Below are 21,211 nucleotides of genomic sequence, written 5' to 3'. Positions count from 1 at the left end.
CTCCGTACTTAAATCCGCTATCTCTGAAAGCAGATGCTCCGGTCTTTTCACATACCGCCATTTTATCTGTTTTTCCCCGGCTTCAAGCTGTTCTTTCGCTTTGGAAAGCTCCCCGGAAACAACGTCCCTCCCCTCCTGCGTGGATAAAAGCTCGCAAAGGTTCGTGATACTTTCCGGGTGGTTATAGTTCTTTATGGGTATGTTCTCCGGCACTTCCCCGATACCGTCCCGGAAGAAATTGAACAGGTCATTTGACACCCTCTGCCGCTCCACTGCGTCCACAAGGAACACTTCGTTTGCGCCCATGTAAGTGCCATTTTCCACCATAGACCGGATAATGCCCTCTACTTCCTGCCATCCCATTACCGCAACCGGGGTTTCCCTTGCAGACATACCATAGCCAACGCTCATGCCTTTTTCATTGAACCAGACAGAAACAGGGTTATTCCCGAAATCAAAGCCTTTCCCGGTAGTCCGGTATTCGTTTTTCAGGAACTCCGCCATTTCCTCCTGTGTCTTGCCTTGCTGGTACTTGGCATAAATACGGCTTCTGTTATTATCCCGTCCGCCTCCTGTACGCAGAATGGCTTCAAGCTGTTCTTTTGGCAGGAAAAAAGCGGCGGGCATGATGTATTTCTCTCCTGCCTGCGCCACGGAGGTAGTGCCGATCTGTTCCTCGATGCTTGGAAAAAGGCTAAGCTGTTGGTAAACTTCCGTTTCCTTTGACTCCGTTTCTTCCCACTGCGGTATCTGCCCCTCTTTCAGATATTCGCCTTTCTCCATGTAAAAAGCGATGCTGTCCCTCACAGTTTCCCATGACACAGATGCCTCCGCTGTCCGGTTCAGGTAGCTTCCACTCCAGAGCGTCAGACCATTTTCATCCGCCTTATATCCGGCACGTTCCTTGCCCACATAAAATTCCGTATATTCCCCATGCCTGTAACTGTTCTTGATATATTCCGTCTGCCTGCCCTTATCCGGCTCAAAAAGCATTACCCCTGCTATCTCAGGGCATTTATGCTCCATAAACTCGTCAAACTGCAAAATGCCTTTTTCTATTTTTGCCCAGTGCCTGTTGATGATTTCTTCCCCAGATAAAGGAAAGCCGGATAATGTGGTTTCTCCACTATCCGGCTCCTGCAATTCCATATTTTCAGTTGTGTCTTTACTATTTACAGGCTGTACACCAGCTCCGTCAGCACGATCTCCTCCGCCGACTGCCTGATGCTGTTCATCTTCTGCACCCACAGCATCTGGTTCTCTGCCTTGAGTTTCTCCGTCACTCCCTCCTGCTTCATCATCTGCCCGGTCAGCAGCTCCATCCTCTGCTCTGCCTGTTCCTGAATGGTCAGAAGATGCTCTTTCAGTTTCCCTTTCAGCAGAAGTCCGGTGTAGATTCCCTTCTTGTGTTCCTGCAAGTAATTCTTCCTCATCAGCCCGTACTTCGTCAGTGTCCCCTCCGGCTGCTCGTCCATCTGTAACATCGGTATCAGATAATCCCCGTTCTTTTCGTAAGTCAGATTCATCATTATTTCCCCTTTCCCCGGCATTTCCGGTCTGTGTGGTAGATTGTACGTCTTGCGCTTCACTTTCACGCTTTAAAGCATTATAGCGTGTGCCAGCGGTATTTGCAAGTCCTTTTTCAACTAAATTTTTCGACGCTTCATTTCTGGCATACGCCCTGTCATATACCCCGATTGCCTTCCCGATTTCCATAAGGACAGGCTTGGATAAATCGGATATGCTGTCCCCGATATGCGACAGGGTTTCCACCGTATTAAATTCATGGATATAAGGGAACTGGATTTCCTCCGCCAGCTCCGCATCATCCATGCCGCACCGCTTTAAGACCATATAAGCGATACTGTCCGCCAGCGTTTCCCGGACACGCACAGCAATATTCAGTTTGTCCAGTTCCTCCAGAAAACTTCCCTCTTTCAAATATTCCATATCTGAAGCAAGCTCCCCGTAACAATCCTGTGCAATCCGAGCGGCAATCTCCCTGATCCTGTCCGTAAACCCGGCTTCTTCGCTGGTTTCCCCGTAAATCCCTTCCAGACGGTCAATCACCGCTTCCTGATGTTCCTCCTTCATTTCCCATAGCTGCGGGAAACGACCAATGCGCCTTGCCTTATGTACGTCCGATATGTCAAAGACATACCGCAGTCCGGTGTAAGGACTCCCTTCCTCATCAATCAGGGCAATACCCTTTGCCCCTTTATTTACCCAGCAGTGCATTTTTTCATTCCATATCTCTATGGAAGCGCAGGCTGTCGCATCCGGTCTTTGGGCATAGATAAGGAGCTGGTCTTTGAACGGGTATTTGTAGAGCCTTGATGCTGTGTTCAGATATTTCTTCCAGCTTTCTTCATTCCTCGCCACTTCCTTTGATGTTTCTGCGGAAAGTGCGGAAATTAAGTCATATTTTCTCATGGTAAACCTCCATTTCCTGTTTATTGTTTTTGTGCAATAAAAAAGGTGGCTATGGTTCGTTCATAAGCCATTGCCACCAGTGACGGTAAATTTTATTCAATTTTTCTGCTCCTCCTTTGATTTATTATATAGGAAAAGCACCTAAGATTTCTCCTAAGTGCCACCTATGACTCTATTATTATGTATATCTTTATCAATAGCATTTTCAATAATTCACATATTACTTATTTTGAATTTGTAAGTCTTTCATCTTCGACTTCCTTTGAGGCTTCTTTTAATTCCTTCACAAATTCTTTCTTTAATTCTGGTTCTTTCTCGATTTTGTGTCTTCTGGTTTTTACAAAATCAACACATTTGTTAAAAGAAATAACTCCTACTGCTCCTATTGCTATACCTCCAAGCAACAATTTAGGTGCTGCTTTAAAAACCGCTGTATCTCCAATACTTTTATAAAGTGCTGCTAAATTACCCCCTACTGCTTGCAAATCTTCTCTTACTTTATTATAATCGCCTAAATTTTCTATTGGATTTCTATTACTCATCGCAAATATTCCTTTCGTATAAACTATATTTTCTATTATGCTTTATTATTCATACAAACTGATAAATATATTTTTTTAACAAAATCTATAATAAATTGTATATTGGGTGAACTACTTAAACACTCCACAACAATCAATACACTTATCAAAAATAATATCCACATTCCCATGTAAATTTTTTCTGATTTACTGATTGTTTTTTTCATTTTAAATAACATCTCATCATCGCCAAATATCTCATGCAAATCCTCCTCTGTTAAAATTTCTTTATAATTTTGTTTCAACTGATTATAGCTATCATAAACTTTCTGAATCTCATAGCGTGATTGTAAATAGCATATCACCAAATATACAAATGAACCCACTATTACGCATTCCACCAATGTAGTGATTTCCTTTGTAAAAATGTTATCTAATGGCTGATCTGAAACAACATTGGCTAAGATTACAGAAAACATAAAACCAAATATAGCTATTATATTTCCTTTAAACTTATCTAACAGTCCTGTCGCATATTCCCCGGTTTTAGAAATAGTTTCACTAATAAATTCGGCAACCTTATTCTTTAAGTCCAAGTATTCTTTTACATTTTCCTTTAAATATAGATTATAATTTGATTGAATTGATGCCATTACTTTATCATCAATTTCCGTTACAGGAACATATTTGCAATGTAAACTAATTACATTTCTTGCTATAATAGCCTTATCAATCGCATTTCCTTCTGTATATATCCAGTTATATATACTATACAAATTTTTATTATTGGGCAATTGATTTATCTCACATTGATATTCCATTGTACGTTGCCCATTTATTATTCCTTTAAGATAACTTCCACTAATTGAAGATGACGTTGCGATAAAACTAATAGATAATAAAAAAGTAAGTTTTTGAAAAAGTTCCGTCAACGGATTGCTTTCATAATCAATCATCAATTTAAAATCATCAGGCAACAGTTCATAAGTGTCAAAATTATAAAAATACGACACTTCTTTACACTTTTCGATTCTTTGTGACCTATTAAACTCTGAATTAGTCACACTATTTCCAAATGGCACAAAAAACATTGATTTAGTCGCAAACATTCTAACAGTGTCATATATATCAAAAACTAAAATTTCAGAAACTTGTTTTAACAAGTCCGAAAAAGAAATCATCACTTCTTCTATTGATAAAGACAATATATCATTAACAAATTCATTAAACGCATAAACAGAAAAATGATCATCTATCACATCTTTGTCAATTTTTATTCTAACATCTACAATTTCGTCAACTAAAGCATCTCTTATATATGCTTTATAGCTTTCCTCACTAGTGTTTGAAAAATCAAAAATCCTTTCTGCTTCGTCTTCCAAAATTATTTTAATTCTATCTCGCTGCGAAACAAATTGAATTATGTTTGAAAAATAACTATATGCTGGAGCATTCTCTATGTCAAATTTAAAAGAGGCTTCATATACTTTCATTCTTTCTGAAACAACAATATCTTTTATAGTTGCCGCCTGAATTAATTCTACAAGCATACTCTACCTCCTCTCATCATTCCTGATCTGAAAATCTCCTATATGTCAAATCATTATCTGTTTTTATTCTTATATATCTATTCCCGTCATTCTCTCTATATGCCTTAATTGTATCATCAAAATCTTCAATCGCATCCGTTATTTTTAACTGAACGCCATGACAAACATCATATACTTTTCTAATTCTTGCATTTATAGCAGAGGAAACCGTATTAAACTGATTATCAAAATTATGTTTTTCTGGTAACTCTCGCAGCTTTTCAATTACCTTTTCCAGTTTTTCTTGTTCTAATTCCACCGGGTGATAATTTTCCACTGTATTTCTTATCATGGTATCATAATCAATAAAATCATTAGATCTAAAATAGGTAATCATGGTATTTCGTAGTAAGGTATGATCTCTAGGCGCAATATTTTTTACATTTCTATTTAATGTACTTTCGATTGCCCGAAATGCTTTGTCTGTATTCACTTCATCACTCACAACCTGATCTAATTCCAGAAAATTGTCATACCAATATTTTGCAACAGTATTAGAATATACTTTTGCTGAAAAACTAGCTGCATTTAAATCATCAATCTCAAAAGTACAAGACTTCCAAAGTTTTTTCATATCTTTTGAAAAACCTGACTTAAAACTAAAATCTGAATCATCTACAAAATCTGTATGCTCTACCTTTGCTAACAGATAGGTATACTTATCATTTTCTTCATCATACAAAAGAGCTTGTATCAAACTACCTTTTTGCACATTTGTATCCAGATGTGCAACAGATGTCTGTGCCTCACGTTCTTTTAGCAATAATCTATTGGCAATGAAGTCTATTTTATCTGTTATATAATCCACATCAATTTGGTTTTTCACAATATCTACAATGCAACTGATTACTTCCGTATTGACTGAACGTGTACGATACTCCCTAATAGAAGTATTCCCATTTATATAAGTAATTAATTGTCTTACATATTCAGAAAATGTTTCTGGCGTATCTCTTATATAGACAGCATTATTTTCATAATCAATAATCCTTATCGTTTGAATGACAATTTCCATACTTGTCCCTCCTGCCAACACTTTTTTTAATTATACCACACATTGGCACTGCCTTAAATAAGAAAATACCCTTTTTCTACAATATTTACTTCCTTTCGACTAGCATAAACCTAAAATAAATCTCGGCTTTTCATCAAATAAAAGCCGAGATTTATTTTCTATCAAGTGTTATACCTAGAAGCCATGTTCCTCAATGCCTTTTTCCAGAATGGTACGTATCAGTTCCTCCAGTTCCACACCGTTAATCTCGCTGACTACAATCAGCTTTGCAAGGGTATCTTTCTGCACAGATATTGCATACTGTTCCTCATCGGCACGAAGCTCATGGACACAGATGCCAAGCCCGTCCGCAATCCTGCATACCACGCCAAGCTCCGGCTCCCTGATGCCTGCCAGAATATCCATGATTGTCCTCTCCGGCACTCCTGACATTCTGGAAAGCTCCATAATGCTGATTTCTTCCTCTTTCATCACGTTTAATAACTTATCTCCTGTTGTAAACATATCCCTTTCCTCCTATTTTCTAAGCATTTTGCCTGTTATCTCTATCCGGGGCAGGATAATATCCCGGACATAAGATGTATTTATCTCTGTTGCTATAAAATTTCTCCCATGCTTCATACATTGGACTATCTCGCTGCCCGATCCTGCAAACGGAATAAAAACCAAATCATCCGGCATACTGCTTGCAAGAATAATTCTTTCCGCCAGTTTTTCCGGTTTTTGTGTAGGGTGTCCGGTTGATTCTTTATAATTGGGCATAACCCTCGGATACTCCCACACATTCCCGCAGGATTTTCCTTTTGGATTTTTCCTCTTGTCCTTCTCCCATCCGGCATGGTATGGAATACGGATTTCATCATGCCTGATCTCATGGAAGGGCTTGCTATAATACCATAAAAAGTCCGCTTCATTCCGGTATATTGCTTTCCCCGGACGCCCTGTTCCATAATTCCAGACAATCAGGTTTCTCTTAATCCACTCCAATTTATCCAAAACACTGACAGAAAGTTTATCTATCATCTGGCTGCTTCCCCAGCAATAAAACGCCCCCGTCGGTTTCAAAATCCGGCAGCACTCCGCCGCCCATACGGAACACCAGTCCAGATATTCCTGCACAGACTGAAAGACAAAATCAAACTCCCCTCTCATGTGGTAATAAGGCGGATCTGCAATGATTAAATCCACGCTTTCAGAGTGAAAGCGTTTTAATACATCCACACAGTCCGCTTCATAAACCTGATTCTTTTCTATTCTGTTTTCCTCTGGAAATACGCTCAATCTATCACCTTCCCTATCTCTTTTTCCTCTTGGGAAATTCCATGACAAACTTAAACTGTACCCCGGTTTTTTCTTCCCCGTCTTTGGTGTAGTGGTATTCCTCTGTTCCACTCGGGATAATATAGGCATCGTAAGTCTTGCCTGCCTTGCTCTTTAATCCTTTTAACAGGATTTTCTTTCCGGCAAGCATATCCTTTACCTGTGCATCGGTAAGCGAAACGCCCATAACCCGGCTCACATTCATGCCGCATTTATTCGTGCAGTATGCACCGTATTTTCCTTTTACCACCTGACCGCCGCAGTTCGGGCACGTTCCAAGCGCTTCCTGTCCCTGTGCGAACATCTTTTTCTGTTCATCACTGACCTCATGGTAGGTGTGTATCAGCTCCGACACCATGTTTTCAATCTCCGCCATGAAATCCTCCATTGGAAGCTCCCCTTTCGCTACCAGTGTCAAGGCATTTTCCCAATCAGCAGTAAGTTTTGGGGATTTCACAACATCCGGCAGGACTGTAATCAACTTCAACCCGTCCTCAGTAGGTATGATCTGTTTTTTCTCACGCTTTACAAAACCGTCTTTTACCAGTTTTTCAATGATGTCCGCCCTTGTCGCAGGCGTACCCAAGCCTTTCCGCTCCACATCATCGCCCATATCTTCCGCCCCGGCACGTTCCATTGCAGATAATAATAAATCTTCTGTAAAGTGTTTCGGCGGGGAAGTGAAATGCTCGCTGATTTTCGTCTGCACACCGTCAAATGCCTGTCCCTCCGACAGTTCTGGCAGCTTCTTTTCCTCTTTTTCTTCCTCCTGATTCCCGGAGATTTTAAAGGAACGCTTAAAGGCATCTTCAAAAGACTTCCACCCGTTATGCGTGACAGACTTCCCGGAAACCGCAAAAGTGTGTCCATTACAGGAAAACTCTGCCCTGACTGTTTCATATAAGTGTTTCTCCCCGGTAGCGCATAAAAGGCGGTTTGCAACCAGAGATAAGATTTTACGCTCCGTTTCCGGCAATGCCGCAAGGTCAGCTCCGGCGATCTCCATTGTGGGGATAATCGCATGGTGGTCTGTCACTTTTCTGCTGTCCAGCACCCTTTTTATATCCGGGTTGAAAATCACATTTTCCTCAAACATCAGGGAACGGAACACCGCTTCGATTACACCCTCTGCGGTCTGCCCCATATCATCGGATAAGAACTGGCTGTCCGTCCTCGGATATGTGGCTAACTTTTTCTCATAAAGGCTCTGTGTGTACTCTAAGGTCTGCTTTGCGGTAAACCCAAACAGGCGGTTCGCATCACGCTGGAGCGTGGTAAGGTCATAGAGTTTCGGCGGCGCAACGGATTTTTCTTCCTTTAAAACAGATGTAACAAGAGCCTGTCCGTTCCGGCAGGCTCCCACAATTTCATCTGCTTTCTCTTTATCATCAATGCGCCCGGTGGCGGCATCAATCCCATCCATCAGGATATGCGCCATGTAATATTTTTCCTTCCGGAAATTCATAATCTTTGCTTCCCTGTCCACCAGCATCGCAAGGGTGGGTGTCTGCACCCTGCCCACCTTCAGGACTTTCCCGCCATACAAAACAGTAAACAGCCTTGTACCATTGATGCCCACAAGCCAGTCCGCTTCCTGCCTGCACAGTGCAGAATGGTACAGGTTATCGTAAGCACTCCCCGGCTGCAAATTCTCAAACCCTTCCCGGATTGCGCTTTCCTCCATTGAAGAAATCCACAAGCGTTTAATCGGCTTGTCACAGCCTGCCATTTCATACACAAGACGGAAGATAAGCTCCCCTTCACGCCCTGCGTCCGTCGCACAAACCACAGCTTCCACATCTTCCCTGTGCATCAACTGGCAAAGCACATCATACTGTGCTTTCGTATCTGCCTTAACCTCATACTGCCAGTTCTCCGGCTTTACGGGAAGGCTCTCATATGTCCATTTCTTCCACTGTTCCCCATAGCTTTCCGGCTGTGCCAGTTCCACCAGATGCCCCACGCACCAGCTCACAAGATAACCGTTCCCTTCCATATATCCGTCTTTGCTTTCCGATGCCCCGATTACTTCTGCGATGCTCTTTGCAACGCTCGGTTTTTCTGCTATCACTAACTGCATTTTTCTTTTCCTCCTGTCAAATCAATGTCACTTTCCACTTCATTTCCCCATACATCAAACCCGTCCGTTTTTCTCCGGGCAAAAAGCTCGATTTTGGGTACACCGCCCATGAGCCGCTTAATGCGCTCATGGACTTCTTCCGGTTTCCGGCTGTGTTCCTCGATATGGGACACAACCACCTGATGCACTCCTGCATGGACACGTTTCGGTCTGCCCCTTGTTGCCAGTATGCAAAGCTCCACATTGCTGCGTGTCCAGTATCCCATACCCCAAAAAAGCGATTCACTCTTTTTATTCTGTTTTACCCACACAAATGCCACTGTCTTATAGGCAAATCCCCATGCCTTTATCACTTCCAGACCTTCCAAAAGGCAGGGGAATGTCACCCAAAGGAATAAGGCACAGTCCTTATCTGCAATATCAGATACCGGAAGTGCCTTAATATCTTCGATATTCATAGTGGGATAGTGGCTCTCTGCGCTTCTTCCCGCACCTTTTTGGGAATATACTTTAAAATGCCAGGGCGGATCTGCCAGAATTACCCCGTATTTCTTCTCTCCCATACAGCAGGTTACTCCTCCCCGTTATCATCAAAAAAATCATCCTCACTGTCCCCGTTTTCCTCGTCATCTTCGTATTCTTCTTCCTCCTCTTCCTCATCATCGTCCTCGTCAAGAAATTCCTCTTTCTTTTTCCGGACTACTTTGAAATAGTAACCGCCACCAATAGCTGCGGCTGCCACAACTCCAAGAATGATATAGGTTGCCATCGGATTTTCTTCTGTTTTCTCCGGCTCTGGTTCAGGTTCTTCGGTACTTTCTTCCCCGTCCTCAGTTGGTTCTTCCGTAAGTTCTTCTTCTGTTTCCTGTTCCCCGTTGTTATTGGGAAGTGCGCCCTCCGACACAGGGATTGCAGATTCCAGTGCAGCGGAATTTTTCGGTAAGGTTTCGCTGCTGTCCGCTGTCACGTTTAACAGGTCATTTTCCGTAACTTCCGTCAGAAAGTACACCATTTCTTCCTCCCCATCCCGGTCAATAATAAGGTAGAACACTTTTTCCGATGCGGTCTGGATTGTATAAAATTCCTTCCCCCTCTCGCTCTTTTCACTGTCACCGGAAGTTTCCTCTTCCTCCGATGCCGCCGCTTCCGCCATTGCCTGTTTTTTCTGTTCCGCAGGGCTTAATTCTGATACGGTGTTTCCTTCACTGTCTGTTTTGGTATGCTCCGTTACCTGTGCAGTGGCAGAGGAAGGCTTGGTTGCCTGTGCATTGACCGGAAGTTGCTCTGCCGGGTTCTTCTCACTGCTGTCCTCTTTTTCCGGATTGGTGTAATATGGGTTGGCTGTTTTATAAACCTCTGACATATTTCCGGCGTTGTCCATAGCGGAAATGGTAAAATATTGGTAGCCTGCGTCAAACTGCTGCAGGCGGATATTTAAGACACCGTTTGTAAGCTCCGTAAACTCATACCCGTTCACATACACCGCCTTGATGCCGGAATCCGTATCATGCGCCTGTACGCTTAACAGACCGTCACTGACCGCAGCGTTTAAGGTAGGCTTCGTGAAATCAAAACACTTAATGTAGCGGTTTTTCTCATATGTTTTGCCCCTCTGGTCTGTCACAAGCACATAGACGGTGGTATTTTCCGAAATCTCCACATACATATCCTCTGTAATGTCCGTCCAGCTCCCATTCTGTGCGATTTTCGCCTGTACGGTTTTTATGGTAAAGTTGCCGGAATGTGCCACATCTTCTATGGAGATATGTACCTTTGTGGTGTCATTGTGCCAGCCGGACGGAGTGGAGATTGTGATTTTTACATTCGGGTTCACATATTCGCATTGGGTGTAATCCTCCTTGCAGACTTTACAATCCTTATCATAAGAATACTGTATGCATTTTTCTTTACAGGTACATTCCGGCTTTGGAATTTCATTTCCCGATACCGTTCCGCCCTCCGTTTCTCCTTCTGATTCGCCGCCGCTGTCACCGGGTTCTGTTTCAGTGCTTTCCTCTGCTTCTCCGCTGCCCTCTGTTCCGGTGCTTTCCTCTGTTTTCCCTCCGGTACTGCTTTCCTCTGCATAAGCGTCTACCGTATTCCCGCTGTTCGCCATAACCGCCCCTATGGGCATACAGAACAATAATGCCGATAACAGCAGCGACGCCACTGCCCTAACTGATAACTTTTTCTTCATTTCCTGCCATCTCCTTTGCGTTTTCTTTTTCTTCCAATAACTTCAAAATCTCGTCCTCGCTGAATTTAATGAGTAATTGCAGCTTCTCGGACGAGATTTTATGCTTTTCGATAATATCCATTTTTTCGGCTCTTTCCGCCATGCGTTTCTGTTCTTCCAAATCCTTCTGCTTCGCCTGCAATGTTTCAAGCTGCGCCCGCACTTTGGAAAGTTCCTTCTCAATGCGTTCTTTTGTCATAAATGCCTCCTTAATTTAACCTGCCGAAACTGTAAAAATGGCTCTGCCAGTATGGGGAATTGATGCTTGCGTAGCTGATTGGATCGCCACAGTGTATCATTGTCCCATTGCCGCAGTAAATCCCTACATGGCTCACCGCCCCGGCTGAATTGTAAGTCCCGGTAAAGAAAATAATGTCCCCCGCCTTTGCGTCTGATGCCGATACCGGAGTACACTGGTCATAAATCCCCTGTGCTGTGGTTCGTGGAAGATTATGTACCCCGCTGTTGGTAAATACCCAGCAGACAAAGCCGGAACAGTCAAAACTTGTGGACGGACTTGAGCCGCCCCATACATACGGGAAGCCTAAATATTTTGCGGCTTCCTCCATAAGAGCCTGTACCGATGCGTCATCGTAAGCATCCGGCGGTATGGCGTTCCCTGGCAGTCCGCCCGGTGTTTCCCCGTACAATGTGCCTTCGCCCACATCAAAATAAAACAACGGGTTGTAATACTCCCCGTTATATAAACATTCGATATGCAAATGGCTTCCTGTGCTGCTCCCGGTATTGCCCGTTGTACCAATGACCGCCCCTTTTTCCACTGTCTGCCCCGCACTCACACTGATGCTGTCCATGTGGGCATACTTGGTTGTATAACCGTCTATCTCAATCGCCACATAATTCCCGTAGTGGCTGTCGTATGCCGCCGCTGTCACCGTACCGTCATGCGCCGCATATACAGTTGTGCCTGTCGGGACTGCTATATCCACGCCCCGGTGAAATTCCTCATTCCCTGTGACCTCGTTTTTCCGGTATCCGTAATAGCTTGACACATAGTAATACCAATAGAGGTTAAGCGGCGAAGCGAACTCCTGAAGCAGCCCGTTCGTTTCCCGGTACATGGCAAAAATCTCCGCCTGTTCGGTATCCATTTTCCCGGAAACAATATTCTCAAGCGGTATGACCGTAAGTGTCACTCTGAGGATACTGACCTCGTATTCTTCCTCGCTTTCCTCCCCGGTATCCGGATCAGTGACTGTCCTTGTCCTCGTTTCCGTATCCGGCGTAAGCGTCAGCGTATACATCTCATCGAAAAGAGCCTGTATTTCACTTTCCACCCCGCTTGCGGTAAACTCCGTATGGACTGCGGATAAATAACTGATAAGGGTAAACGGGTTATGCCCGATTGCCCCAAGATTATAGGAATATTCGTCATACCCCGGATTGTCTGTTTCCATCCGGTCAATCTCATTCTGCAGGTCAAGCTCCAGACGGGTAAATTGTAAATCGGCGGCGTCAATCTCCTTTGGCTTGCTTAAATAACTCGCCGCTAAAATCGTAGACTGCGTATCCGCAAACATCGCCCCGCAGGACGATACGGAAACCATAATCATCATAAGGAGCAGAGCCATGATACCCACCGTCACAAGCAAGCCCGCATTTTTCCTTGCAAACTCCTGTAACTTCCTTGCCACAGTGACCGCACCGTTTTTCGTCTTTTCAAACGCCTGCTCCGCTGCCTTAGATGCCGCCGCTTTCTTCCTCGCTTTCATGTATTCCCGCTTGATGCGCTGTTTCTGCAACCGCTTCTGCAATGTTTTTTTCTGCATCTGCGGATTTTCCTCCAAAAACTTCTGGTACTGGAAATTGACTTCCTTTTTAAACTGCTTTTTTTCCAGCTTTGCCACCTTCGCCCGCTGTTTCTGCCCTTTTCCTTTTATCTGCCTTTTGACGAAAGAAAACAGTTCTTCCCCTTTCTGCTCTGATTTGTGTGCGCCCTCCACCGCTGAATTTTCTTTCTCCGTTTCAGCAATCTTCCCATGCACAAAATTCCGGCTCTCATTCCGCATTCGGCGCATGGTTGTTTTGGGTATGCTCTCCTGCCTGAAGGGTTTTTCCTTATCCAGAGGAACAACCACATATTTTCCTTTCCCGGTTTTCTCGTCAAATACTCTCTGCAAAGTGTATTCCCTTGTCTTTGGCAGCTTTGCCCTTGCCTTCTGTACCTTCTTCCCGGCTTTTTCTGCCTGCCGCTGTTTTTTTTGCAGCTTTTTACTGCCCGTAAAATCAGAACCGCCATCCTCCTGAAAGGCATTTCCCGTATTCTCCGTAAAAACATCTTCCGCAAAGGTACTATTTTTTGTGTTTTCCCTGCCCCGGTGTTCCTTCTGCACCCGTTTTTTGTGGTATTTCCCTTTTTCCTGCGACTGCCTGTAAGTATCCCTCCGGTGGTAATCTTCCGTATCCGGCTGTTTTTTCTCCATTTCCTCCGGCTGGCTGAAATTGTTCTGCCCGGTAAAAGCATTATTTTCCTTTCCAAAACCAGACTTTTCTTCCTGCCCTGACTTTTGGACTTTTTGTCCAAAAGTTTCCTGATGCGCCTGCATACTCTTTTCCGTCTGCCTTTTCCCGGCTGAACCATGCCCCGGCTTCCCGGCATTGGCATCCCTCGGCTGATAGGCAGCATTGCCGCCACCTTTAAAAGCACTGCCAGCTCCTTTACGGAACTCTGCATTTACTTCTTTACGGCAGGCGGTATCCTGTTTTTTCTTTTCTTTCTTTTCTGCCATTAACTTTCCTCATCTTCCTTCGTTACCGATTCCTCCGGTTTTGTGTTCATAATCGCAAATGTTTTTGTATCAGCCGGATACTTATCCACGAATGGGATTACCACATTGTCAAACAGTATCAGACCACTTCCCGGCTCGGAATTGGTAACGTGCATGAGCTGTTTTTCCGACAGCCCCAGCTTGTCCGCCAGGATATGCTGGTCTTTGGCGTTCTGGTTTAACAGGTACACAAAATCGCTGTTCCCCAAGATGCCCTCGATTTCCTCCGATTTTAGAAAATCGCCCACATTCTGCGTCAAGCCTGTCGGTATCCCGCCCCATTTCCTGAAACGCTTCCAAATCTCCACCGAATAGATAGCTGTCTGCTTTTCCTTCAAAAGCAAATGGAACTCGTCACAGTAGTATCTTGTGGCAACTTTGCGCTCCCGGTTCTGCGACACCCTGTTCCAGACTGCATCCTGTACAATCAACATTCCAATCTCTTTTAACTGGTTTCCCAAGTCTCGAATATCAAAACACATAATCCGGTTGTGTGCGTCCACGTTAGTCCTATGGTTAAAATAATTCTGCGAGCCATGCACATACAGCACAAGGCTGTTTGCAATCCTGACCGCTTTCTGCTTCGCTTCCCTCTGCATTTCCGGCGCAACATCCCTCGGCTCATACTTTAACAGCGCATTATACAAATCTTCCAGTATGGGCATATTCTCCGGTTTTGGTTCTGCAAAATATCTGTCATAGATATGCTTGATACAGGTGTCAATGATGCCCTTCTCATCATTCTCAAGACCGTTTTTCCCTCCGGCAATCAAATCACACAGCGTAATCAGGAAATCGCTCTTTAATTTCAATGCTTCCTTATCCCCTTTGTGGGAAAGCTGAATATCCATCGGATTTAAGAAGTCCTTTGAATTGGTGGAAAGCTTTACCACCTGACCATGAAGCGCCTGAACCAATGGAAAATACTCGCCCTCCGGATCGCAGATAATAATATCGTCCTTCGTGATAAGGAAACAGGATAAAATCTCACGCTTTGCACTGAATGATTTACCACTGCCGGGTGTACCTAAAATTACACCGTTGGGTGTACGGAGCCTTTTCCGGTCTGCCATAATCATGTTGTTTGAAAGTGCGTTCAGACCGTAATAAATAGCCGGTGCGGGCATGAAAAGCTCCTGTGTGCAGAACGGTACAAGGACAGCGGCGCTTTTTGTGGTAAGGTTTCTTTCAATCCCCACATCGTTACAGCCAATCGGCGCACTTGCCATTAACCCCTGTTCCTGTAAATACTGCAAGCACCGCAGATTACAGTTTGCCTGCTGGATAATGCCGGACACCCTCTGCGTGAGGTTTTCAAGCTCCCTCTTTGTCCTCCCGTAACAGGTAATGAGAAATGTCATCTTGATAAGTTTCTGGTTGCTTGTGTTCAGATCGTCTAAAAGCTCCAGCGTGTCTTTCTCATACGTCACGATGTCCGTAGGGAGAATATCCATATCGTAGCCGCTCCGGACTGCTTTCTTCTGTTCCTCAATCTTCATTTTCTGAATGTCGGTGAGCGCACGTTTTATCATCTTGATTGCTTCCACCGGATCAATGGTCTGCATGTGCATGGTAAGGGTAAGGTTGTCATCAATGTCCAGCAGCTTCTTAATCATCTCGTCCGTAAACTTCGGCGCAATCATATCAAGATAGGACACGCTCCCATAAATGCTGCCGGACTTAAAGCGGCTCGGATAGCGAAAATCAAACCCCGGCGGCGCAATATAATCTTTGACTGACTTCCCGGATTCTGACAGTTCCTTAAAGGAAAAACGGAAAGGCTCCATCGTACCTTGATTAAAATATTCATGTAAGATACGGAGCCTTTCCTTCCCGTCAAGACCTCTGGCGTTTGTGCCGATATTGTTTAAATTATGTACCACATCTTTCTCGATGTTGTTTAACTTGCTCCTTGCTTCTTTGATGCCAGTGCTTTCCACGCCAAAAATAATGTATTTTGATTTGATGATGCCATTGTTGCCTTTTGCCGACTGGTGCTTTAACATCTGTGTGTATTCCTCACGAATATCGTTAAAATCATCGTCCTGCAGGGGAGTGTCGAACTGCTCCGCAAGAGCCTGCTCGCTGACCTGCCTGTTGAATAAGAACAACTGGAATCTTATGGACGGATCAAAATAGTTAATCAGTTTGCTGTATTCCTCCAAAATATCCGCCTGATCCTCCACTTCCAGCAGGTCATAGTTGATGTCAAAAAACTCCACCATTTTTGTATAATAAGTGTCTGCCACCTGACAAATGCCGTCCCTGTACATTTTTTTGAATGTAATGGTTTTCTGTGCGGTATCCGGCTTCGCTTGTTCTTTGCTATTCCCGGCAAGGATACGTTTAAGCTCCGCTAACCGCTTCTTTTCGGAAAAAGTAAGTCCCTCCTTTTCCGGCGTCTGTCTATCTTTCTGCGGCTTTGGCTTTCCCACTGCCGCCTTTTGCTGAGGATTTTTTAAAAGCCTTTTCTTCAAGGAAACATACCTCCTTCCTGATTTTTTCCCGTTCCTCCAACTGCTCGTAGAGGTTTTCCGATTTATACGGTCTGATTCCCGGCGTGAGTACCTTCTGCCGGAGCATGAAGTATAAAATCTTCTCTGCCGGGAAACCGTCTTTTTCATACATTGCCAAAAAGAAGAATGGCAGCATTGCGCCCACCATGATAAGCGCTGCCCCCTGTGTGCCTAATACCCCTTTTGTGAGGAAATATAGAGGAACACCCACAAGGGCAGCTCCTGAAAAGCAGATAATCTGCCTTTTGGTAAGGTTCAATGCTACTTTTGTCTTGATTCCACTCAGGTCTTTTGGCACTGGTACTGAAATTGCCATAAATTTTGCTCCTTTCGTGGGCAATGCCCGCCAAGCACAGCCTTTTGTGCTTAGTGGGCATTGAAAATTGATTTACTGAGAGAGCCTGTCTTGAACAAACTGAAACAGAGGATTACGGTATATGCCGCTACCGACCATAATGCGCTGTGCAGGTTGCCCGCCACTGCGACACTGGCAACCAGCACCGCATAAATCGCCACGCACACCATGATGAAGAACCCCTGAAACGCAAGTGCGACAAGCCCTTTCAAATAATTCGTTCCGATTGTACCCCATTCCCGGTTGGTAACTGTCGCTGCCGGGATTGGCGCTACTGACACATAAAGGTATATTTCAATCATGCGCCCGTATAAAATGACGGTGATGAGGACGGACATGATTTTCATACACAGGCTGATTACCATAGTTTCAAGACCTAAACCGATCAGCTCCCCGATGCCCATTGTGTCAATCTGGCTGTTGAACATGGAAGTAAGCGTTGCTTCCACATCAAGGCTTGTGGAGCCTGATATGGAAGCTGCCGCCTGCGTCACTACATGGCTTCCAACGTCAAATACCGCCATGACAATATCAAAAGTCTTGGAAAGCAGCATGACAGCGATGCAAGCCTTGAATAAAAAACGGAAGAACAGGCTTGTATCAAAGTCATGCATGTTGTTCTTATCTATCACCATTGTTATCAGCTCATAAATCAGCACGAAGCTGATGATCATCCCCGCTATGGGAACAATCACATTCTCCGACAATGTTTTTATCATGTTGAAAATGCCGGAGTTCCATGCGCTGGGCGTTGTGCTGACCTCCCCCGCAATCGTACCTACCTTGTCATTGACATCAATAAACATGGTTTCGAGATTGGACAGCACCCACCCTTGCAGCATTTCCTTTATGAACTCAGTAATTTTATCAATGATGCCTCCCATTTATCTTATGAGAACAGGCTGGAGAGCTGAGGGATCACCGTCTGCGCCACAATAATAATGCCGCCGCCACTCATAAGCTGCTTGATTCCCTGTGATTTTGCGCCCGGATTATCATTTCCATATCCCTCAAGCAGATTGATGACGCCCCATACACCCACGCCTGCGCCGATTGCTGTTACGACTGTCTTTAATCCTGTTACTGCTGTTGTAAAAAATGCCATTTTGATTACCTCTTTCTTTCCTGAAATTTGATTTTTTGATAAAGAAAGAGCTTTGATATGTAAATTCCCTGCCCTGTATGTTAAAATAAGGGCAGGGAAATCCTTTGGGTGAACCCTGCGAGCATCCGGTACATTCTGTTTGGCGATAGGCTGTGCCGGGTGTCTTGTTTTGTCCGTTCCAAAGCACATACAAAACTCCGTTTTTTAACTTCTGGACTTTTTGGGGCTGTTGACAAAGTGCCTGATCATTTATTACGAGCGGAAAAAAGCAATAAAAAAGACGCCTACCGGCGTCATCCCATACATCTTATCATCCTTTTTAAGTTCAAAGCGGTCGCCGAGAGGAGGCAGTGGTCCTCCGCTGCCTCTAAACCCCGTCGTAAGACGCGTGTTAAGTTATGTCCCCACTTTTGGGCGGCAAACGTGCCCTCGCACCAGATCTGCCGCTTGCGCAGCGCATCCAGATAGTCCGGCTCGTTTTGCCGGGCGAGATGCCGCCGTACTGTGGGACGGAAGTAGGTATCCAGCAGCCTTCGTGCGCCGCGTTTATCATTTTCGCTCAAACATTTCTCCCGGAAAGGACAGCTCCGGCAGTCTCCGCGGTCTGCCCAATACTCCCAGTACACACCGCTGGCGCTGCGGTACAGCCCCTTCACTCGAAGCTCTTTCCCATTGGGGCATTGATAAACATCTTTCTCCGCATCATAAGAAAAGGCATCCCGTTTGAATTCCGCCTTGGTCCTATCAGCAGAAGGCTGCGGCCTGACATAAAAGGAGATTCCCTGCTCCTCCAGCACACGGTGGGCCAGAGGAAAATCGTAAGCGGCGTCCGCTGTGGCCGCCTGAATGGGGAAGACATTTCGATGGATCTGCTCCAGATGGTCCAGGTATGGCACGGAATCATGCACATCGCCCGGTGTCACCGTCACACCCAGGATCACACCGTGGTCCGTGTCCAGGGTTTGATGGCTCAGGTAGTACTGGCCCTCCGGCTTCCCCGGCCGTTTCATATGCCCTGCCTCCGGATCAGTCCGGCTCACACGCTTGTGGCTGCGGCGGCTGTCCCGCTTGATTTGCTTTGTCCGCTTCTTCCGGCGGTGTCCGGTCCGTTTCTCCAGTTTCTGCAGTCCTTCTTCCTCGTAGCCGTCCAGCCGTTCCCAGTATACGCCCGGTTCCTCGGGCATTTCCACCAGATGCTCCGACGCACGGGAGGCATTGGCCTTTACATGGGTAGAGTCGGTAGCTGCCAATTTCCCGCTGACCAGACCTTTTTCAATGCACTGCCGCACCACTTCCTCAAACAGCCGACGGAAAACCTTGCGGAAAGAAGGCTTGCGACGGCGCAGCTGAGAGATGGTGCTGTGGTCCGGTACCCGGTCAAACAGATCCAGGCCCAGATACCACCGCAGGGCCACATCTGTCTGGATACGCTGTTCGATCTGCCGTTCCGATGGGATCCCGTACAGGTATCCTACCAGCAGATATTTTACCAGCACAACAGGGGCAATGGGTGGGCGGCCGTATCTGCGGTTGTACAGATGGGCTGTTTCTTCATGAATGAAGGACAAGTCCAGCGTGGCTTCCAGTTTTCGCAGAAAGTGTCCCTCTGGGACCAAATCTTCTATCGTTACCATGTGCAGCTTCAGTTGCATTCCCATCCCCCTCTCCGCTCTTTTTTTCATTATATCATATTTCCGGCGCTAAGGGGACTTTGTCAACAGCCCCAAAAAGTCCAAAAGTTTCCTAAATGCAAAAAGGGCAGCTACAAACCGCTGTTTACGGTCTATAACTGCCCTTACGCTGTTTACCATATTCAATTTACCTGTACCGGATCACCGGACACTGCTTCGTCTTTTTCCCGACTTTCCTGCGTTCCAAAGCAAAGACCATATCCCCGGTACGCTCAAAATATCCTATATCTTTCTTCCAGCTCATGCCGCATTTACAGTGCTGCAAACCGATAAACTGCTGTTTCATCTTCCTGCCGCAGTTCGGGCATACCTTTTTGCTCATACCCTTTTTCTTGGTTTTCGGCTTGTCTGTATCTTCTTTCTTTTTCTCTGCCTTTTCTGGAAGCCCGTTCTCCGCTATCCTTGTTTCATAACGTGGCAATCGGTAAAGATACAGACTGTATATTTCATCAAAGGAAGCCTTTTCCGCTAACCCCTTTACCCTCTGGTAGATTTGCCCCGCAATTTTTTCACAGTCCTCTCCTTCCGGCATCTTGCCATGCTCCCTGTAATAATCACAGGTCTTTTCAAACATACCGTCCGCTATCTTTGCTTTCTGTTTCTGCTTTAAGTCTTTGTATGTCCTGTCCGCCCTTTTCAGCCGCTTCCTGTTTCCCAAATACACCACTCCTGCCTTTATCCTGATACGGTCTATTTTAACAGAAAACGCTCTGGGATTGTAAAATATCTCCCTTTTCGGAAAAGCGTTCCCATTAATTACTCTATAAACTGAAATTTATTTTAAGCTATCACGTTTTACCTTTTTAAGCCTTACTATCATTACCATAGGAATTTCTTTGTTGGTTTTGAAACATTCTTCATAAAATCCATCAATGACAAATCCAGCTCTAAAACAAAGGTTAAAAATATCTTGTATGGAACGATGATAATAAATCTGCTCCTCCGGTTGCCCTTCAATCGCTATACCATAGTAACTGTGCGGTGTCATATATTTTTCAGTCAACGTGATAAAACAAGGGTGTTGCGTTGCAAAGACAAAAATTCCGCTTTCCTCCAACAGTTCATAAACAGCCATAAGAAGTGGTTCAATATCCGTAATATCCATAATTGCCATATTAGAAACTGCTTTCGTAAAGGCTCGATTTCTTTTTAATTCTAATATACTTTCTCTATTGGTCGCATCCGCTACACAAAATTCAATTTGTTTTGCATATTGTGATTGCCGTCTTTTAGCCAATTCTATCATTTTTTTGCTGTAATCAAAAGCGACAATCGAAGCGCCTCTTTGTGCAAGATACGAAGAATAATTTCCATTGCCACACGCAATATCCAAAATGTAATCCGCAGGATTAGGAGATAAAAGTTCCGTTACTTTGGGACGTACTACCTCTCTGTGAAATTCATTAGATTTGTCACCCATTGCATTATCCCAAAATTGTGCGTTTTTCTCCCAGATTTTTTTACTTTCCTCTGTTCCCATGTTCTCTCCCCCTCCCCAAATTTGCCTTTTTGCTTCAATTAAATCATCCTTTGTATATTCCATTTTTGTCCTCCTCAAATA

At 44.7% G+C, this 21,211-nt stretch carries 18 protein-coding genes; all 18 read right to left on the bottom strand.

What is annotated here, in order from left to right; translation table 11 throughout:
* Positions 1–1,172: 1,172 nt before the first annotated feature.
* The gene (locus ACK2JC_RS25615) at positions 1,173–1,475 is read right to left on the bottom strand and encodes a TnpV protein (RefSeq protein ID WP_368072520.1); all 303 of its coding nucleotides are present in this window, start codon (positions 1,473–1,475) and stop codon (positions 1,173–1,175) included.
* 1,182 nt (positions 1,476–2,657) lie between these two features.
* Positions 2,658–2,975, bottom strand: coding sequence for a hypothetical protein (locus tag ACK2JC_RS25610; RefSeq protein ID WP_411338054.1), 318 nt, complete (start codon positions 2,973–2,975; stop codon positions 2,658–2,660).
* A gap of 35 nt (positions 2,976–3,010) precedes the next feature.
* A complete protein-coding gene (locus ACK2JC_RS25605) occupies positions 3,011–4,504 on the bottom strand; it encodes a hypothetical protein (protein WP_411338053.1) in 1,494 nt (497 codons plus the stop codon).
* Positions 4,505–4,520: 16 nt separating this feature from the next.
* Positions 4,521–5,558: a hypothetical protein gene (locus tag ACK2JC_RS25600; RefSeq protein ID WP_411338051.1), complete on the bottom strand. Its 1,038-nt coding sequence runs from the start codon at positions 5,556–5,558 to the stop codon at positions 4,521–4,523.
* A gap of 174 nt (positions 5,559–5,732) precedes the next feature.
* Positions 5,733–6,062 (bottom strand): helix-turn-helix domain-containing protein, encoded by a 330-nt coding sequence (locus ACK2JC_RS25595; protein WP_411338049.1) that lies wholly within the window; start codon positions 6,060–6,062, stop codon positions 5,733–5,735.
* A gap of 12 nt (positions 6,063–6,074) precedes the next feature.
* Positions 6,075–6,839, bottom strand: a complete 765-nt coding sequence (locus ACK2JC_RS25590) for a DNA-methyltransferase (RefSeq protein ID WP_411338047.1) — start codon at positions 6,837–6,839, stop codon at positions 6,075–6,077.
* A 13-nt stretch (positions 6,840–6,852) separates the two neighbouring features.
* Positions 6,853–8,958: a DNA topoisomerase 3 gene (locus ACK2JC_RS25585; RefSeq protein WP_411338045.1), complete on the bottom strand. Its 2,106-nt coding sequence runs from the start codon at positions 8,956–8,958 to the stop codon at positions 6,853–6,855.
* Positions 8,949–9,521, bottom strand: coding sequence for an MT-A70 family methyltransferase (locus tag ACK2JC_RS25580; RefSeq protein ID WP_411338043.1), 573 nt, complete (start codon positions 9,519–9,521; stop codon positions 8,949–8,951). Before ACK2JC_RS25580 ends, ACK2JC_RS25585 begins: the two co-directional genes overlap by 10 nt.
* 8 nt (positions 9,522–9,529) lie before the next feature.
* Positions 9,530–11,155: a CD1107 family mobile element protein gene (locus ACK2JC_RS25575; RefSeq protein WP_411338041.1), complete on the bottom strand. Its 1,626-nt coding sequence runs from the start codon at positions 11,153–11,155 to the stop codon at positions 9,530–9,532.
* Positions 11,133–11,393, bottom strand: a complete 261-nt coding sequence (locus ACK2JC_RS25570) for a cell envelope biogenesis protein TolA (RefSeq protein ID WP_107435699.1) — start codon at positions 11,391–11,393, stop codon at positions 11,133–11,135. Before ACK2JC_RS25570 ends, ACK2JC_RS25575 begins: the two co-directional genes overlap by 23 nt.
* Before the next feature lie 10 nt (positions 11,394–11,403).
* Complete coding sequence (locus ACK2JC_RS25565) at positions 11,404–13,944, bottom strand: CD1108 family mobile element protein (protein WP_411338038.1); 2,541 nt, start codon at positions 13,942–13,944, stop codon at positions 11,404–11,406.
* Complete coding sequence (locus ACK2JC_RS25560) at positions 13,944–16,460, bottom strand: VirB4-like conjugal transfer ATPase, CD1110 family (protein ID WP_411338036.1); 2,517 nt, start codon at positions 16,458–16,460, stop codon at positions 13,944–13,946. The genes ACK2JC_RS25565 and ACK2JC_RS25560 overlap by 1 nt, the downstream gene beginning before the upstream one ends.
* Positions 16,390–16,815: a PrgI family protein gene (locus tag ACK2JC_RS25555; RefSeq protein ID WP_138262884.1), complete on the bottom strand. Its 426-nt coding sequence runs from the start codon at positions 16,813–16,815 to the stop codon at positions 16,390–16,392. The genes ACK2JC_RS25560 and ACK2JC_RS25555 overlap by 71 nt, the downstream gene beginning before the upstream one ends.
* 50 nt (positions 16,816–16,865) lie before the next feature.
* The gene (locus ACK2JC_RS25550) at positions 16,866–17,738 is read right to left on the bottom strand and encodes a VirB6/TrbL-like conjugal transfer protein, CD1112 family (protein ID WP_411338034.1); all 873 of its coding nucleotides are present in this window, start codon (positions 17,736–17,738) and stop codon (positions 16,866–16,868) included.
* A 5-nt stretch (positions 17,739–17,743) separates the two neighbouring features.
* Positions 17,744–17,959: a Maff2 family mobile element protein gene (locus ACK2JC_RS25545; protein WP_004070260.1), complete on the bottom strand. Its 216-nt coding sequence runs from the start codon at positions 17,957–17,959 to the stop codon at positions 17,744–17,746.
* Between the two features lie 293 nt (positions 17,960–18,252).
* Positions 18,253–19,617, bottom strand: a complete 1,365-nt coding sequence (locus ACK2JC_RS25540) for an IS1182 family transposase (RefSeq protein ID WP_411337769.1) — start codon at positions 19,615–19,617, stop codon at positions 18,253–18,255.
* A gap of 160 nt (positions 19,618–19,777) precedes the next feature.
* On the bottom strand, positions 19,778–20,308 hold the full coding sequence (locus ACK2JC_RS25535; RefSeq protein ID WP_411338032.1) for a hypothetical protein: 531 nt from the start codon (positions 20,306–20,308) through the stop codon (positions 19,778–19,780).
* A gap of 117 nt (positions 20,309–20,425) precedes the next feature.
* On the bottom strand, positions 20,426–21,193 hold the full coding sequence (locus tag ACK2JC_RS25530; protein ID WP_304973143.1) for a class I SAM-dependent methyltransferase: 768 nt from the start codon (positions 21,191–21,193) through the stop codon (positions 20,426–20,428).
* Positions 21,194–21,211: the final 18 nt, after the last annotated feature.

This window comes from Enterocloster lavalensis, assembly GCF_046603895.1.
In the GTDB taxonomy this organism is placed as follows: domain Bacteria; phylum Bacillota; class Clostridia; order Lachnospirales; family Lachnospiraceae; genus Enterocloster; species Enterocloster lavalensis.
Note: the sequence above shows the minus strand (reverse complement) of the source record. Positions and strands in the feature narration are given on the sequence as shown.